Origin of the sequence: Flavobacterium sp. (assembly GCF_049590715.1) — a bacterium.
Classification (GTDB): domain Bacteria; phylum Bacteroidota; class Bacteroidia; order Flavobacteriales; family Flavobacteriaceae; genus Flavobacterium.
The window spans coordinates 1-16,262 of sequence record NZ_JBAWDL010000083.1 but is presented as its reverse complement, the minus strand read 5'-3'; the positions used below and the strand labels follow the sequence as shown (position 1 = coordinate 16,262).

Here is a 16,262-nt window from a genome sequence, read left to right as displayed (position 1 = left end):
ATTAATATAAAAACAGTTTAAAGTTTAAGGTTTAAAAGTTTTACACAACCTTAAACTTTAAACCTTAAACAAATAAAAAATGAACACCCTACTTCTCCCTACGTACTTTCCATCGATTAGCCACTTCGCAGCGATAATTCAAGCGGAAAAAATTGTATTTGAGGTAGAAGATAACTTCCAAAAACAAACGAATAGAAATCGGACTTATATTTATAGTCCAAATGGGATTCAACTGTTAAACATACCGATTAAGCATTCTAAAGAAAACCGACAAAAAACCAAAGACGTTCAAATCGAACCCGATTTTGATTGGCAAAAACAACACTTCAAATCGCTAGAAGCAGCCTATAGAAGCTCGCCTTTTTTCGAATATTTTGAAGATGATATTCAGCCTTTATTTGTAAAAAAACACAAATTCTTGATGGATTTAAATTTTGAAGCATTGGCTATTCTAACCAAATGTTTGCGATTAAAATTAGACATCACCACTACTTCTGAATATTTTCATGATATAGATGCTAACACAACTCAAGATTATCGCTTTTTAGCAAATGGTAAAAGAGACAACGCTATATTTGAACCCTATCCTCAAGTATTTAATGACAAGCATGGCTTTATAAACAACTTAAGTATTTTAGACTTATTATTTAATGAAGGGAAATTTACTATTGACTATCTAAAAAATCAAACACTGCGTTTTCCTTAATCCAAGGATAACTTAGCCATAACAGGATAATGATCTGAGTTTTCGAAATTATAAAAACTCTCAAATTCTTTCACAATCATACTGTTGTCTACAAAAATATAATCAATACGGGCAGGATAATATCTAAACTTATATGTCTGTCCAAAACCTAACCCAGCCTCTTCAAAACTGTCTTTCAAGTTTCCTTTGACATTTCGATATACATAAGAGAAAGCACTATTATTCATATCCCCACAAATTATCATTGGGTACTTACAGTCTCTTTTATGTTCTTTTAGAATCTCTGCCTGCTCTTGTTGCTGCTTGAATGCTTTACTGATTCTAAAAAGCATCATTTGAGATTTACCTTGATTGATAGCGTCAATATTTTCAGAGATCTCATTGACATCTGGAGAAATTTTAATGGATTGCAAATGCATATTATAAACCCTAATAATATCTTTCCCTTTTTTTATATCAGCGTAAACGACATTATTATTAGAGTTAGGAAACACTATATTTCCTTGATCGATAATAGGAAATTTAGAGAAAATAGCCTGCCCTGTTTTGATTTTATCACCTGTCATAAAAATATGTTTATGAGGATAGACTTTTAAATCAATTTTTGCAGAATTTGAAAATTCTTGAATACAAAGAATATCAGGATTTTTTTCGTTTACAAAAGACAATATTTCTTGCGGTACATCCTCCTTATCCAACCATTTAAAAAGGTTCAACAAGCGAACATTGTAACTCATTACCACAAAATCTTTTTCATCTTTTGGAAATTCTTTGGCTGAAAATTTATAAAATTTATTGATAAACGTAATTCCCATCAACAGTACTAAACCTGAAAGAACCATCCTCTTTTTAAACTGAATTGCCCAATACATGAAAAATAAGGCATTTAAAATAAAAAAAGCAGGCATAAACAACGTAAGCACAGACAATATCGGAAACATTTTTGGTGCCAAAAAAGGCAAAATGTAAGCGATGAACGTCACTATAGTCAAGATAATATTCAAAAAAAACATCCCTCTATTAAACCATGAAAGTTTTTTCATTTTCTCCTTTTTAAAGTTTACATTTCGAAGTATAGGATGATTACCCTAAACTAAAAAATAAAACAAATCATTTTCCTACTTTGAACAAAAACTCTTTTTCCTCCTTCGTTAAACTATCATAACCAGATTGACTTATCTTATCCAAGATTTCGTCAATTTGTTGTTGAGATTTATCTTTAGTTACAATCCTTGATGTTCTTTTTTCAATAGGTGCTGCATAATTCTTATGAACCTTCTTAAACGGCGTTTTATTTGATTTATTAAATAAATTCATAAAAAAATCAATAATCGCAGAAACAATTTTACTTAAGTCAGTGCCATTTTGCAATGCTTTAATAAAAACAAAGCCAAAGAAAGCTCCAGCAATATGTGAAATATGACCTCCCATATTCCCTAAACGAAATTGCATTAAATCCAGAATAAGAATCACCGCTGTAATGTGCCATAACTTCACATTTCCAATTAACAACAAACGAACCTGCATCAAAGGCTGATAGACTGTTACAGCCATCAAAATAGCCATAATAGCCGCTGATGCTCCTACGATCCCTGTACTGATATTCAAAAAATAATACGTAGTAACAAAAAACAATCCAGCAAATATTGCCCCTAGCACATACAATCCTAAAAGTTGTTTTTGTGTAAAATAAGTTAAAAATAATTGGCTTGAAAAATTCAAAACAATCATATTAAAAAACAAATGCATAAATCCATCATGAAAAAAAGCATAAGTCAAAAACGTCCAAGGGGCTAGTAAAAAATGAGAAGCATCTGTATTAAGTGCTATCCAAGTGGGATAATTAAATTGCCCACCTTGATATTGATAGAAAAAAATAAGTGAAATCAGAAAACAACCTACATTCCAGTAAATTAACCTATTGGTTATTCCACCTAACTTATATTGTAATTTTAAATCCTCTAAAATACTCATGTTTTATCTTGAATTAATTCCTAAAAACCACACTAATGTATTGTATATTACTCTATACAGATAAATGTTATTAGTTCCAACGATTATCATTGAATTGGTTTTTCTTCCAAAACCACATAATTAATAAGCCCATTATTGCGCCACCCACGTGTGCAAAATGTGCAATCCCTCCGCCTCCTGAACCACCAAAAAGTGATTGTCCTGAAACTCCTAAATACAAATCAATTAACACCAATCCTGGTACAAAATATTTTGCTTTGATGGGAATTGGAATAAACATCAAAGACAACTCCGCATTAGGAAACATATAAGCAAAAGCAACAATAGTACCATAAATAGCCCCTGAAGCCCCTACCATCACGCCTGCAAAAGCACTGGTAAAGTTATTAAACTGAGAAACAGTAAGAATCTCTTGCCATTGGGTATTGATTTTCCCTTGATTTAGAAGATCTATTACTTCAGTTTTTGTAAAACCATGTTCTGTAATAATACCCAAAGCTTCATTGAAGTAATAATAATTAATTCCAGTGTGTAATGCCGCAGCACCTAATCCACACGAAATGTAAAAAAACAAGAATTTCTTTCCTCCCCAAAAATGCTCTAATGCTGATCCAAAAGAATACAAAGCAAACATATTAAAGAAAATATGCATCAAACCGCCATGCATAAACATATGCGAGATCACCTGCCATCCATAAAAATCTTTATTCTCAGGAAAAAACATCGCTAAGAATTTATAGGCAGGTTCGCCTACTAATTGGGTTCCAATAAAAAACAAAATATTGATAATCAATAATTGTTTAACTGTTGGGGTAACGTTCATCATATTGCAAATTTTTTATCTATATCCTCCACACGCATGGTAATGAAAGTTGGTTTTTGAAAAGGAGAAACATTTGGTTCTTTGCATGCAAAAAGTCCGTTGACTAAATTTTCCTGTTCTTTTATGGTTAATACTGTTCCTGTCTTTACAGCTAAACTCTTTGCCATCGACTTCGCAATCGAATCGTTTTGACTGAAACTATTTTCGGGTATTCCATCTTGCAAATCCGTTAATAATTGTTCTAAAAGCATTGAAACTTCGCTTTCAACTACATTAACAGGAATTCCTGAAATCACAATCTGTTCTTTATAGGTTTCATCAAATATAAAACCAGTATTGACCAAGGACAATTTCAATTCATCAATTAACACCATTTCCGTTGAAGAAAAATACAATTCTAACGGAAATAACAATTGTTGACTCGATGCTTGATGAACGGTCATATTCGTTAAAAATTGTTCATATAAAACACGTTGGTGTGCCCGTTGTTGATCTACAATCACCATTCCTGATTTGATAGGTGATACGATGTATTTTTTATGAATTTGATAAGTGTTTTGAACCGTTTTCTCCACATCCTCGTCATTAAACAACGAACCTGTTACTTCTTCACTTTCAAAACTAATACCACTGATTTCTACCTCTTCATCATCTTGTTCTAATCCTACATACAAACTTTCCCAATGTGCCACCGGTTCTGGTTTTCGGTGAGAAGACATTCCGTAAGAATGGGAGATTGAACTTGAACTACCACCTGAAAAATGTTTATTTATTTTATCATCAGAGAACGGATTAAACGTTCTATCCACCTGTATTGTAGGTGTTTTGCCTTCTAAATTTTTAAAATCATAAGGCGTATCTAAATTAGCATCTCTATCAAAATCCAAAACAGGAGCAATATTAAATTGTCCTAAACTATGTTTGATAGACGCCCTTATTATGGCATACAAAGCGCTTTCGTCATCAAACTTAATTTCTGTTTTTGTAGGATGAATATTAATATCAATTGTATTGGGCGGTACATCCAAATATAAAAAATAGCTCGGTTGTGCACCGTCTTTCAAAATTCCATCATATGCCGCCATGATAGCATGATGTAAATACCCACTTTTTATAAAGCGATCATTAACAAAAAAGAATTGTTCTCCCCTACTCTTTTTGGCAAATTCAGGCTTACTTACAAAACCTTGAATGGTAACTATTTCAGTTTCTTCTTGTACGGGAACTAATTTTTCATTGGTTTTACCTGAAAATATGTTTACAATTCGCTGCCTTAAAGTGGAAGCGGGTAAATTGTACATTTCGCTACCATTGTGATAAAAAGTAAAATGGATGTTGGCATGCGCCAAAGCAACTCTTTGGAACTCATCTACAATATGACGGTATTCTACCGTATCCGATTTTAAAAAATTACGACGAGCAGGAATATTAAAAAACAAATTCTTGACTGCAAAAGAGGTTCCTTTAGGCAATACCGCAGCCTCTTGTGAAACGAACTTACTTCCTTCAATAACAATTTGTGTTCCGAGTTCTTCTTGATCTTGTTTGGTTTTCATTTCCACATGCGCAATCGCAGCGATAGACGCCAAAGCTTCGCCGCGAAATCCTTTGGTACCTAAAGAAAATAAATCCTCGGCTAGACGAATCTTTGAGGTGGCGTGACGTTCAAAACACAAACGCGCATCAGTCACACTCATTCCTAAGCCATTATCAATAACTTGTACCAATGCTTTCCCAGCGTCTTTAATGATTAACTTAATATCGGTAGCTTTAGCATCAACAGCATTTTCAAGTAACTCTTTGACTACTGAGGCAGGTCGTTGAACGACTTCTCCAGCAGCAATTTGGTTGGCAACATGATCAGGAAGTAATTGGATGATACTCGACATTTTTTTCAGTATTCAGATTTCAGTAATTAGTTTTCAGAAAATAACTAATCCGAGCAAATTTAATAAATTTCTATCGGCTTTTAGTATTTCCGTAATCATAAATAAAACAAAAAACCTACACTGTTTTTTTGAACAGTATAGGTTTACAAATGAATTATTTTGAAACTTTTATTCTTCTATTTGCAAAGGCGAACCTTCAATTTGTAAAGCACCTGATGTTAATAGAGTTTGTTTGCTATAATCATGTGCCAAAGAAGCTTGTTGACGTATATATGCCATTTTGATTGCTGCAATAGCTGCTTCAGTTCCTTTGTTTCCGTGAATCCCACCACTTCTATCAATAGACTGTTGCATAGTGTTATCTGTTAAAACACAAAAAATTACTGGAATATCCGTTTGAACATTCAAATCCTTAATCCCTTGAGTAACCCCTTCACAAACAAAGTCAAAATGCTTTGTTTGACCTTGAATCACACATCCTATCGCAATCACAGCATCAACATTTTGAGTTTGTAACATTTTTTTGCTACCGTAAACCAACTCAAAACTTCCTGGTACATTCCAACGAATAATATGAGATGCAGGTACTTCATTGTCTAAAAAAGCTTCTAAAGCTCCTTTGTAAAGCCCTTCTGTAATTTCTTCATTCCACTCTGCCACAACTATCCCAAAACGAAAATCTTTCGCATTAGGAAGTGTACTTTTATCATAAACCGATAAGTTTTTATTTTCTGTTGCCATCTTGTATCTGTTTTCAGTTTAAAATTGAGCTTTAAAATTAATAAAAATAAGTGCAACTAAGAAAAATTAAATCTTAATTGCACTTATTTTTTAGTACTGATAAAATGAATTCTTTATTGTGCCAATCCAATCAACACATCAACAGAAGCTGCTTCTGGAGTTGCATCGTAATTATCTTTAATATCTGTAAAATATTTCAAAGCATCTTCTTTTTTCCCTAAAGCCAAAGCTGTTTTTCCAGCTTTCAATAAGAAACGAGGCGTTGTGAAATCATTTTTATTAGACTCAGCTGCTTTAACATAAAATGACAAAGCGTCTTCTTGTTCGTTTTTTTGAGAGTGAGCATCACCAATTGCCCCTTTAGCCAAAGCACTCAATATCATATCATCTGACTTGAATTTACTTAAATAATCAATAGCTTCTGCATATTTACCAGTATTAAGAAAAGCAATACCTGCATAATAATTCGCTAAATTTCCTGCATCAGTCCCTGAATATTCATCAGCAATTTTAATAAAACCAAATTTCCCTTCAGATCCATTCAATGATAATTTATAAAGAGAATCACTAGCAACACCGTTAGTTGCTTTTTCAAAATTTTGTTGTGCTACAAACATTTCGTCAGCAGCCTCATTTTGTTTAGGCTCAGAAACAAATTTTTGAAATACTAAATAACCAACAGTAAACAAAGCAACAGCTCCTACAAAACCAATAATTATTTTTTGATTCTTAGCAACCCAGTCTTCTGTTTTTGAAGCTGTTTCATCAAGTTTAGAAAACACTTCAGCAGTTGTACTGTCTTTTTCATCAATCATTACATCCTCAGTAACGTCTTTTACTTCTTTTTCTTTTGGTGTTTTATATCCTCTTTTATTATAAGTAGCCATTTCAATTAAATTTAGTGAACCGCAAAAATAAAATTTTTATTCAAACTCACGCAAAAAAATACCTTTTTTATATTTATTTTAAAAAATTAAAGTAGTACATAAGCGTTAAGCCTTACTTATACACAAAACTTTTAATGCAGATAAAACCTCAAAAGTCTATTATCTCAAAAATTTTCAATAATTTGCGCACACTTTCAAAACGATACTAAAAGACAATAAATTCCCAATACCAGCAAGCCTTTATAATGTATTTAAAAAAAATTTCTTTATTCAATTATAAAAATTTTTCCGAAGCCAATTTTGAGTTTGATGGAAAGATCATTTGCTTTGTAGGGAAGAATGGCATCGGAAAAACGAATGTTTTGGATGCTATTTATCATTTGGCTTACGGCAAAAGCTATTTTAATCCTCTTGCGGTACAAAACATCAAACATGGAGAAGATTTTTTTGTCATTGATGCTGAATTCATCAAAGAGGAACGAAACGAACTTTTGGTTTGCAGTTTAAAAAAAGGACAGAAAAAAATCCTAAAACGCAACGGCAAAGCATACGATAAGTTTTCAGATCATATAGGATTCATTCCTTTAGTGATTATTTCGCCTGCTGATAGAGATTTGATTGTAGAAGGAAGTGAAACACGCCGAAAATTCATGGACAGTGTAATTTCCCAACTCGATTCTAAATACCTTCAGCAATTGATTCAGTACCAAAAAGTAATGAGCCAGCGTAATGCTTTGTTGAAGTATTTTGCGCTGAACCATGTTTTTGAAAAAGAAACTTTAGCTATCTATAATGAACAATTAGATGCTTTTGCACAATATATATTCGAAAAAAGAAAATCCTTTATCGAAGAATTTGTTCCCATATTCAACACACACCATCAAACAATAACAGGTTCGGCAGAAAGTGTGCAACTTGTGTATGAAAGTCATTTATTCGAAAAAGATTTACAAACTTTATTAGAAGAAAACCTCAACAAAGACCGTGCGTTACAATATACGAGTGTCGGTATTCACAAAGATGATTTATCCTTTGAAATTGACCATCATCCAATCAAGAAATTTGGTTCACAAGGACAACAAAAATCATTTTTAATTGCATTAAAACTAGCACAATTTGATTTCTTAAAAAAACAAAGTGGTGTAAAACCTCTGCTACTTTTTGATGATATTTTTGATAAATTAGATGAAAGCAGAGTATCTAAAATCATCGAAATGGTTAACAGTGATGCCTTTGGACAACTTTTCATCTCAGACACACATCCAGAACGAACGGAAACAATTGTAAAATCAACCCATCAATCCTACCAAATAATTCATTTGTAAATTCAAATGAAAAAGAAAAAAACATCTAACTTAGTCTCTCTAATTTCAAAAAATTAAAATACTAATGAAATTTCGCTCCCTTATTATCCTAACTTCTTTTTTTGTCTTTTTAAGTTGTCAACAACAAGCACAAAATATCGTGATTATCGATGCGCCAACTTTTGCCGAAAAAATCGAGACCACTTTGCAACCACAAATTATAGATGTACGAACACCTGATGAGTTTGACGAAGAACATATTAACGATGCCATCAATATCAATTGGAATGGAAATAATTTTGAAAGCGAAGCCCAAAAATTAGACCAATCAAAACCTATTTTTGTTTATTGCAAAAGCGGTGGAAGAAGTCACAAAGCAGTCGAAAAACTGAAAGAACTTGGTTTTACAGACATTTGTGAACTCGATGGTGGCTTTATGAGATGGAGTTCAGAAGGATTTAAAAGCAATAAAAACTAAATTAAAACCCTCATTATGCTTTCAAACGATAGTCTACTATTTCTTGATGATTTAAAAGCCAACAATAACAGAGATTGGTTTATAGCTAATAAAAAACGATACGATATCTTTAAAAAAGATTACCACCAACTCGTTGGGGCTTTTTTGAATGCTATGAAACCTTTGGATCCTTCGTTAGAAATGCTAGAAATAAAGCATTGTACTTTTAGAATCAATCGTGATATTCGATTCTCTAAGGACAAATCGCCTTATAAATCACACATTGGCGTTTGGCTATCCTCAGGTAACAAAAACAACAATAGAGCCGGTTATTATGTTCATATAGAAAGAGGTGCCAGCTTTATTGCAGGTGGATTTTATGCTCCAGAATCTGAGGATTTAAAAAAAGTACGTAAAGAAATCGCTTTCTTTCACGAAGATCTCGAAGCTATTTTAGAAGGCAAAACATTCAAAAAAGAATTTGGCACTTTTGCCCGAACAGAAAAAAGTACCCTTAAAAATCCACCCAAAGGATACGACAAAGAACATCCAGCTATTGAATTATTAAAATTGAAAAGCTTTGAACTCTTACAAAAATTTGATATTAATGAAATCACTGAAAAAGATTTTGTTTCCAAAAAAACCAAAAAACTGATCCTATTAAAACCCCTAAATGAATTCATGAATCGGGCATTAACAGCGGAAGAATTTTAAATCCATGAAAAAAAGAAAAGTACTTTTTCTTGGAGAAACCTACCGTGCTGATGCGATCACTTGGATGAAGGGATTGGAAGATTTTGGTGGTTTTGAAATCATTACATGGGAACTTAAAAACCCTTCTAATTCCCGATGGAATCGATTCAAAAGATTACTAGAATACCTTACTGCTCTTATCCAAATTAATAAAATTATACGATCAGAACAACCAGATATGGTTATTGCCGAACGCACGACTAGTTATGGTTTTCTAGCTGCTTTATCTCCTGTCAAAATAAAAGCCATCGCACAACAAGGACGCACGGATTTGTGGCCTGAAAATTCCATTCTATTTCCTTTAAAGAAAATTATTCAAAAATATGCTTTCAACAAAGCCACATTAATTCATGCTTGGGGACCTATCATGGCAAAACACATGAAAAACGTCAACGTAAACATGTCCAAAGTTTTGGTGTTACCCAAAGGAATTGATTTGTCTCAATTTAAAAATGAAAATACCGCTGACACTGGTAAAATTTGTGCGGTTGTAACGCGTTCTCTTTTCCCTGTTTATTCTCATGATACGATACTTAAAGCTTTTGGTATTTTACATCAAAGAGAAATTGACTTTTCGTTGACCATTATTGGTGATGGCAATCAACTTGATACACTCCAAAAACTATCCGAAGCCTTACAAATTCAACATAAAGTAGTCTTCACAGGAAGAATTAAAAATACGGACTTACCCGAACTTTTACAAAAAGCCAATATTTACATTGGCATGCCCAAAACAGAAGGTGTTTCAGGTTCATTATTTGAAGCAATGGCATCTAATTGTTACCCCATCGTTTCAGATATCGAAGGCAATCAGAGTTGGATTAATCATCGTAGAAATGGACAATTAGTCCCCATTAATGATTACAAAACATTAGCTGATTTCATTCTTTGGTCTTTTGAAAACGAATCAGATCGCAACCAAGCCGTCAAGAATAATCGAAAATTTATCGAAGAACATATTGATTACAAAAAGAATATGAGCATCATTGCTTCAAAATACCATGAATTAATTGATGCGAATAGTTCCTTAAAACTGCTAAAAAAATTAACCCCTTAAGAAGCTAAAATTTGTTACGTCTTACTTTCTAAATCACCTTAACTCCTGAATGTTTTTAAACAAATAACTTGGCGAATCTTTGTGTTACTTTGTGGTCAAACTTTTACCAACAACTGTTCTCAACTTATTTTTTATCCTTACTTTTGAATTTTAAAAATCACTTTATAAAACGCCTTTTCTTTTATGGAAATACAACCGCAATTCTCCTTAAAAAACTATAATACTTTTGGCATTGAAGCCAAAGCAAAACAATTTGTAGCCGTTCATTCTGTAGCCGAATTAAAAAACGTTTTAGCACAATATAAAAACGAAAACAAATTCATTCTTGGTGGTGGCAGCAACATGCTGTTGACTCAGGACATTGATGCTTTAGTGATTCATATTGATTTAAAAGGAAAAAAAGTAATCGATGAAAACGATGATTTTGTTTTCATCGAATGCCAAGCGGGCGAAAATTGGCATGAATTTGTGCTGTGGACAATCAACCAAGATTTTGGTGGTTTAGAAAACATGTCACTGATTCCAGGAAATGTAGGTACGACTCCTGTTCAAAACATTGGTGCCTATGGAGCCGAAATCAAAGACAGTTTTATTTCATGTGATGCCGTTGCAATTAACAATCAAGAAAAAAGAACCTTCACTAAAGAAGAATGTAAATTTGGTTATAGAGAAAGTGTTTTCAAAAATGAGGTCAAAGACCAATATATTATTACATCAGTGGTTTTTAAATTAACCAAACGCAATCATAAAATCAATACCGCTTACGGCGACATTAGCACTGAATTAGCCCAAAATAACATTAAAAATCCAACAATACAAGACGTTAGCAACGCCGTGATTGCTATAAGACGAAGCAAACTTCCTGATCCAAAAGAATTAGGAAATAGCGGTAGTTTCTTTAAAAATCCAATTGTGTTAAAATCTGATTTCGAAAAAATACACCAAAAATTCCCAGAGATGAAATATTATGACATTTCAGAAACGGAGGTTAAAGTTCCTGCAGGTTGGCTCATCGAACAAGCTGGATTCAAAGGAAAACGTTTTGGTGATGCTGGAATTCATAAAAACCAAGCTTTAGTTTTAGTCAATTATGGCAATGCTACTGGACAAGAAATATTAGCCGTTTCGAAGAACATTCAACAAACTATTTTTGATACTTTTGGCATAAATATCGAAGCCGAAGTCAATGTTATTTAAACCTTAAAAATAGGGGTTAAAATTTTCTTTTAAAATTCAATAATTTATCATTTACAAATCCTAATTCTATTCATACCTTTGCACCGATTTAAAAAAATCTTTAAAGGCTTATGCTAATACTATTACTTTACTTTTTTATTGTTGTTATTGCTGTTCAACTGGTATATTATTTAGGTATTTTCAGAGCATTTGCTTTTGCAAAAACACAAAAAATAACTCCTAAACGAATTCCTGTTTCTGTGATTGTTTGCGCTAAAAATGAAGAAGAAAATGTTCGAAAATTCATTCCATTATTAGCACAACAAAACTATCCTGATTTTGAAATCGTTTTGATTGACGATGCATCCAGTGATAATACCTTAGAAATCTTTGAAGAATTCGAAAAACAATACGCCAATATCCGTTTGGTGAAAGTCCAAAATAACGAAGCCTTTTGGGGAAATAAAAAATACGCCTTAACATTAGGAATCAAAGCTGCCAAAAAAGACTATCTTTTATTCACCGATGCGGATTGTTACCCTACTACTAAGGATTGGTTAACAGCTATGACCTCACAATTCACCTTGCATAAAACCATTGTTTTAGGATATGGTGGATACGAAAAGATTTCAAAATCGTTCCTTAACAAACTTATTCGTTACGAAACTGTTTTGACTGCCATGCAATATTTATCATGGGCTAAAACAGGAAATCCATACATGGGTGTAGGACGAAATTTAGCGTACAAAAAAGACGAATTTTTCAACGTAAACGGCTTTATCAGTCACATTCAAGTACGTTCTGGCGACGATGATTTATTCATCAATGAAGCAGCCAATTCTTCAAATACTACAATTGCTTATACCCCTGAAAGTTTCACTTATTCAGAACCTAAAACTTCGTATAGCGATTGGTTTAAACAAAAACGCAGGCATGTAGCCACAGCGCAACATTATAAAACGTTAGATAAAATACAATTAGCCATTTTCTACAGTTCGCAATTGTTATTTATTTTATTAGCCATTTTATTATTGTCTCTACAATTTCAATGGATAATTGTCGTTAGTTTAATTGCAGTACGATACCTTGCTTCATGGACAGTTGTAGGATTCACTGCTGGAAAACTAAAAGAAAAAGACATAAAATTTTGGTTTCCTATAGTAGAGTTTTCACTAATCCTATCGCAAATCTATATCTTTATAGCCAACATTTTTTCAAAACCAGTCAATTGGAAATAAATACACAAATAGACAAAGCTAAAAATGGCGATCAAACCGCCTTTACTTTCCTATTGAATTTGTATTGGAATGAGGTCTTTGGTTTCATGCTCAAACGCACCGAAAACGAAACCAATGCCGAAGATATTACCATCGAAACTTTCTCCAAGGCTTTTGACAAAATCGCCACCTACAATCCCGAGTTCCAGTTCAATACTTGGTTGATCTCCATTGCCAAAAATGTGCATATTGATTTGTTGCGCAAAAACAAAGCCAGTTTATTTGTCGAAATCACCGAGAAAGAAGACCAAAAAGCCTACAATATTGCCGATACCACTCCCTCTGCTGAAGATGAGTTAATCACCGAGCAAAACCTATCACAGTTGTTACGCTATATCAAAGAACTAAAACCCCACTACCAAGAAGTAATCCAGTTGCGCTACTTCCAAGAAATGAGCTATCAAGAAATTGCCAATACCATTGATGAACCTTTAAGCAACGTCAAAGTCAAATTACTTCGCGCCAAAAAACTACTGGCCGAGATTATTCGTGACAAGCGATAAAAAACCGTTTTTGTGTCAGGCTGAGCGTGTCGAAGCCTTTTTTCTACAAATCCCAATCCGTTGTCAGGCTGAGGGTGTCGAAGCCCATATAATTCATGAAAATTATTTTGCGCCAATTCCAGCTATCCGCTTTAGCCCTCCATTAGTTTGCTTTTTTTTACTAGCCCCTACAGGAGCTTCCTTTGGTCGCTCTGTATTGTCTGTAAAAAATAGCAACCCAATTCTCGGGGCTACCGCTACTATCTGGGGCGACATCCACACGCACCAAACAATATCTTTCAAAAGTTTACTTTGTAAGACAATTATTATGTGTTTGAAAAAAAATAGAATATACTTTATTCATACATATTTGTCTGAAATTGAGTGGAGTAGCATGATTTTATCATATAAACATTCAACTTGTGGCTAATATTGAAAAAAAAATGAGCAAAAGTCACTAAATAGAACAAAAATCAGAATATTTTTCGGAATTGATTAATTGAATCTAAGTCTCTTTTTATACTACATAAAAAAAAAGACTATTATCAACTGAATCTCAAAACAATACGGCAATACTTTCAAAAAAGTGTTTCTTTTTTTCTCAAAAGTGTGCAAAATAATTATCAAAAAAGCGTTGGATTCTATATATTTGTTATTCTAGCACCTCGATAATGACTTTTATAAAAAAAACAAATATACCACAATTACTTTTGCTCTTATTTCTTTTAACTTCATGTAAGCAAAAGAATGATTCAGAATATAACTTATCCGAAAATAAAGAAGCTAAAAAGATCTATGTTGCAAAACAAGAACCTAAACTTTCTGACAACTATATTAATTCAAAAAAAGAAGCAATAAACCATTTTTACAACAAAAACTGGCTTAACAATAGTATGAATGGTGGTTTTCTAGTAGCACAAAATGGTCAAATACTTTTTGAAAAATACGAAGGATATAGCAATTACAAAACCAAGACAGAAATGACGAGTAGCAGTTCCTTACATATTGCATCAGTTTCAAAAGTAATGACGGCAACTGCTATTTTAAAATTAATTGAGCAAAAAAAACTAGATTTAAATCAAAAAGTAACGACACTTATCAAAGGATTTCCTTATCCAGATGTAACAGTTAAAACACTTTTAAATCACCGTAGTGGTATTAGAAAATATTCTTATTTCACAGATAAAAAAATCGTTTGGGATCGACATAAAATATTAAAAAATCAAGATATTATCACCTTATTAATTACTAAAAAAATTAACCTTGAATATAAAACTGATAGCCGTTTTAGTTATTGTAATACTAACTATGCAATATTAGCCTTAATTATCGAAAAAGTAACAGGTGTATCTTACAAGGAAGCGATGAAAAACATTGTTTTCACCCCCCTTGGCATGACGAATACCTATGTTTTTGATTATGATAAAGACAGACAAACAGCAAGTCCATCTTATAGAGGTAACTTTTCACTTTATTATTGGGATTATCTAGACGCTATATACGGAGACAAAAATATCTATTCGACTCCGAGAGATTTATTAAAATTTGATATAGGACGCAATGATCCTGCTTTTTTTAGACATGAATTACTACAACTTGCTTTTACACCTTATAGTAACGAGCACAAAGGACAAAACAATTATGGTTTAGGTATGCGAATGATTAACTGGGAAACAGGACAAAATTTATACTTTCATAACGGTTGGTGGCATGGGAATACTTCTGCCTATATCACTTTGCCTGAAGAAAAAGTGACTATCATTGCGTTATCCAATAGGTTCACCACGAAAACCTATAAAGTTCGAAATTTAGCTGCTTTATTTGGTAATTATCCATTCGAATTAGATGATTATGGAAATGAGGAATGATTTTTGTTGAATTAACATCATCACATAAGCATAACATTGATTAAAAAAGAATATCTTTGCACACTTAAAAATAATGGGGTCGACTGGTTTTGACAGCAAGTCGAATTGAAACGTAAGCACGTCGAGAACTGGGACAATTCTCGTTAATAAAAGGTCTCAAAACACTTACACGGCGAAGGAAACTACGCTCTTGCTGCATAATCTGAATTATAGTAAGATTAGCCTCGTCCTACCAGGTAGGAAAGCAGGATTTATCTCGAAAGCTTTGGTTTATGGCGGTCGACAAAGATAAATCGTAAATTTAAACCTAGATTTCCATGAGCTTCGGGTGGATTTCGAAATTAAAGAAGATAAGCATTGTGCGACTGTTTCTGGTCTATCACAATGTCGAAAATCTAATCAGGAAATAAGCGTGTAGAAAGCCTTTTAGTTGCTTGTTTGGACCCGGGTTCGATTCCCGGCGACTCCACAAAAAAGCCTCGTAAGCCAAGTGTTTACGAGGCTTTTTGTTTTGCGTTGACAAAATCGTTGACAGTCTATATAAAAATTTTATGTTTTGTTTGTCATTACGAATTTAGTATTTTTATACTAATTAAACATAATTTATATGGATACTATTTACTTCTTGCTAGTAATCTTCTTAATAATTACACTGGCACATCTAGCTTTTGTCACAAGATTCGTTGTTCAGATACCAACTAATTTGCTATTTCATATTTATTGTAGTGAAAACAATAAATCTAATTTGGAAACTGATATTTTCAGATTAATACTTACAGTTCCAGGCTTTATTTCTCCTGTACTAATATTTTATGGCTATACAGTTCTTCCTATTGAAAATAAAAATATTGATAGTATAGTACTTCTA

General features: G+C 32.8%; 16 protein-coding genes and 1 other RNA gene. 11 read left to right on the top strand and 6 right to left on the bottom strand.

Translation table 11 applies throughout. The annotated features are described in order from the left end of the window. Positions 1–79: 79 nt before the first annotated feature. Positions 80–706, top strand: coding sequence for a WbqC family protein (locus WBQ70_RS04290; protein WP_423911040.1), 627 nt, complete (start codon positions 80–82; stop codon positions 704–706). On the opposite strand, the gene WBQ70_RS04285 is transcribed toward WBQ70_RS04290, so the two are convergent. From WBQ70_RS04285 to WBQ70_RS04260, 6 genes are all read right to left on the bottom strand, one after another. Continuing rightward, positions 703–1,749, bottom strand: coding sequence for an endonuclease/exonuclease/phosphatase family protein (locus WBQ70_RS04285; RefSeq protein ID WP_423911037.1), 1,047 nt, complete (start codon positions 1,747–1,749; stop codon positions 703–705). The two genes, WBQ70_RS04290 and WBQ70_RS04285, sit on opposite strands and share 4 nt — an antisense overlap. Before the next feature lie 67 nt (positions 1,750–1,816). After that, positions 1,817–2,680 (bottom strand): rhomboid family intramembrane serine protease, encoded by an 864-nt coding sequence (locus tag WBQ70_RS04280; protein ID WP_423911034.1) that lies wholly within the window; start codon positions 2,678–2,680, stop codon positions 1,817–1,819. Between the two features lie 70 nt (positions 2,681–2,750). Further along, positions 2,751–3,506, bottom strand: a complete 756-nt coding sequence (locus tag WBQ70_RS04275) for a rhomboid family intramembrane serine protease (protein WP_423911031.1) — start codon at positions 3,504–3,506, stop codon at positions 2,751–2,753. Then, entirely contained in the window at positions 3,503–5,392 is a 1,890-nt protein-coding gene (gene mutL / locus WBQ70_RS04270) for a DNA mismatch repair endonuclease MutL (protein ID WP_423911028.1), read from the bottom strand. Before mutL ends, WBQ70_RS04275 begins: the two co-directional genes overlap by 4 nt. Positions 5,393–5,560: 168 nt before the next feature. Next, positions 5,561–6,133 (bottom strand): 6,7-dimethyl-8-ribityllumazine synthase, encoded by a 573-nt coding sequence (ribH, locus tag WBQ70_RS04265; RefSeq protein ID WP_423911026.1) that lies wholly within the window; start codon positions 6,131–6,133, stop codon positions 5,561–5,563. A gap of 113 nt (positions 6,134–6,246) precedes the next feature. After that, positions 6,247–7,020, bottom strand: coding sequence for a tetratricopeptide repeat protein (locus WBQ70_RS04260; RefSeq protein ID WP_423911023.1), 774 nt, complete (start codon positions 7,018–7,020; stop codon positions 6,247–6,249). A gap of 245 nt (positions 7,021–7,265) precedes the next feature. Here WBQ70_RS04260 and recF point away from each other — a divergent pair, with 245 nt between their 5' ends. From recF to WBQ70_RS04210, 10 genes are all read left to right on the top strand, one after another. Then, a complete protein-coding gene (gene recF, locus WBQ70_RS04255) occupies positions 7,266–8,345 on the top strand; it encodes a DNA replication/repair protein RecF (RefSeq protein WP_423911020.1) in 1,080 nt (359 codons plus the stop codon). Between the two features lie 64 nt (positions 8,346–8,409). Beyond that, positions 8,410–8,802, top strand: a complete 393-nt coding sequence (locus tag WBQ70_RS04250) for a rhodanese-like domain-containing protein (protein WP_423911017.1) — start codon at positions 8,410–8,412, stop codon at positions 8,800–8,802. Between the two features lie 15 nt (positions 8,803–8,817). Then, complete coding sequence (locus WBQ70_RS04245; protein WP_423911014.1) at positions 8,818–9,495, top strand: DUF2461 domain-containing protein; 678 nt, start codon at positions 8,818–8,820, stop codon at positions 9,493–9,495. 4 nt (positions 9,496–9,499) lie between these two features. Next, positions 9,500–10,591 carry a glycosyltransferase family 4 protein gene (locus WBQ70_RS04240; RefSeq protein WP_423911011.1) on the top strand — a complete coding sequence of 364 codons (1,092 nt, stop codon included), beginning with the start codon at positions 9,500–9,502 and terminating at the stop codon, positions 10,589–10,591. A 183-nt stretch (positions 10,592–10,774) separates the two neighbouring features. Beyond that, a complete protein-coding gene (gene murB / locus WBQ70_RS04235) occupies positions 10,775–11,788 on the top strand; it encodes a UDP-N-acetylmuramate dehydrogenase (RefSeq protein ID WP_423911008.1) in 1,014 nt (337 codons plus the stop codon). 110 nt (positions 11,789–11,898) lie between these two features. Continuing rightward, positions 11,899–13,005, top strand: coding sequence for a glycosyltransferase (locus WBQ70_RS04230; protein WP_423911005.1), 1,107 nt, complete (start codon positions 11,899–11,901; stop codon positions 13,003–13,005). Further along, positions 12,996–13,547, top strand: coding sequence for an RNA polymerase sigma factor (locus WBQ70_RS04225; RefSeq protein WP_423911002.1), 552 nt, complete (start codon positions 12,996–12,998; stop codon positions 13,545–13,547). Before WBQ70_RS04230 ends, WBQ70_RS04225 begins: the two co-directional genes overlap by 10 nt. Before the next feature lie 650 nt (positions 13,548–14,197). Next, positions 14,198–15,394 carry a serine hydrolase domain-containing protein gene (locus WBQ70_RS04220; protein ID WP_423910999.1) on the top strand — a complete coding sequence of 399 codons (1,197 nt, stop codon included), beginning with the start codon at positions 14,198–14,200 and terminating at the stop codon, positions 15,392–15,394. A 75-nt stretch (positions 15,395–15,469) separates the two neighbouring features. Then, positions 15,470–15,866: a transfer-messenger RNA gene (gene ssrA / locus WBQ70_RS04215) on the top strand. 135 nt (positions 15,867–16,001) lie between these two features. Further along, the coding region (locus WBQ70_RS04210) for a hypothetical protein (RefSeq protein ID WP_423910997.1) at positions 16,002–16,262 on the top strand (261 nt) is incomplete at its 3' end.

What these genes read in the sequence shown, in the direction of transcription:
- WBQ70_RS04290 (WP_423911040.1), top strand. Translation starts at nt 80, where the DNA reads ATGAACACCCTACTTCTCCCTACGTACTTTCCATCGATTAGCCACTTC.
- WBQ70_RS04285 (WP_423911037.1), bottom strand. Translation starts at nt 1,749, where the DNA reads ATGAAAAAACTTTCATGGTTTAATAGAGGGATGTTTTTTTTGAATATT.
- WBQ70_RS04280 (WP_423911034.1), bottom strand. Translation starts at nt 2,680, where the DNA reads ATGAGTATTTTAGAGGATTTAAAATTACAATATAAGTTAGGTGGAATA.
- WBQ70_RS04275 (WP_423911031.1), bottom strand. Translation starts at nt 3,506, where the DNA reads ATGATGAACGTTACCCCAACAGTTAAACAATTATTGATTATCAATATT.
- mutL (WP_423911028.1), bottom strand. Translation starts at nt 5,392, where the DNA reads ATGTCGAGTATCATCCAATTACTTCCTGATCATGTTGCCAACCAAATT.
- ribH (WP_423911026.1), bottom strand. Translation starts at nt 6,133, where the DNA reads ATGGCAACAGAAAATAAAAACTTATCGGTTTATGATAAAAGTACACTT.
- WBQ70_RS04260 (WP_423911023.1), bottom strand. Translation starts at nt 7,020, where the DNA reads ATGGCTACTTATAATAAAAGAGGATATAAAACACCAAAAGAAAAAGAA.
- recF (WP_423911020.1), top strand. Translation starts at nt 7,266, where the DNA reads ATGTATTTAAAAAAAATTTCTTTATTCAATTATAAAAATTTTTCCGAA.
- WBQ70_RS04250 (WP_423911017.1), top strand. Translation starts at nt 8,410, where the DNA reads ATGAAATTTCGCTCCCTTATTATCCTAACTTCTTTTTTTGTCTTTTTA.
- WBQ70_RS04245 (WP_423911014.1), top strand. Translation starts at nt 8,818, where the DNA reads ATGCTTTCAAACGATAGTCTACTATTTCTTGATGATTTAAAAGCCAAC.
- WBQ70_RS04240 (WP_423911011.1), top strand. Translation starts at nt 9,500, where the DNA reads ATGAAAAAAAGAAAAGTACTTTTTCTTGGAGAAACCTACCGTGCTGAT.
- murB (WP_423911008.1), top strand. Translation starts at nt 10,775, where the DNA reads ATGGAAATACAACCGCAATTCTCCTTAAAAAACTATAATACTTTTGGC.
- WBQ70_RS04230 (WP_423911005.1), top strand. Translation starts at nt 11,899, where the DNA reads ATGCTAATACTATTACTTTACTTTTTTATTGTTGTTATTGCTGTTCAA.
- WBQ70_RS04220 (WP_423910999.1), top strand. Translation starts at nt 14,198, where the DNA reads ATGACTTTTATAAAAAAAACAAATATACCACAATTACTTTTGCTCTTA.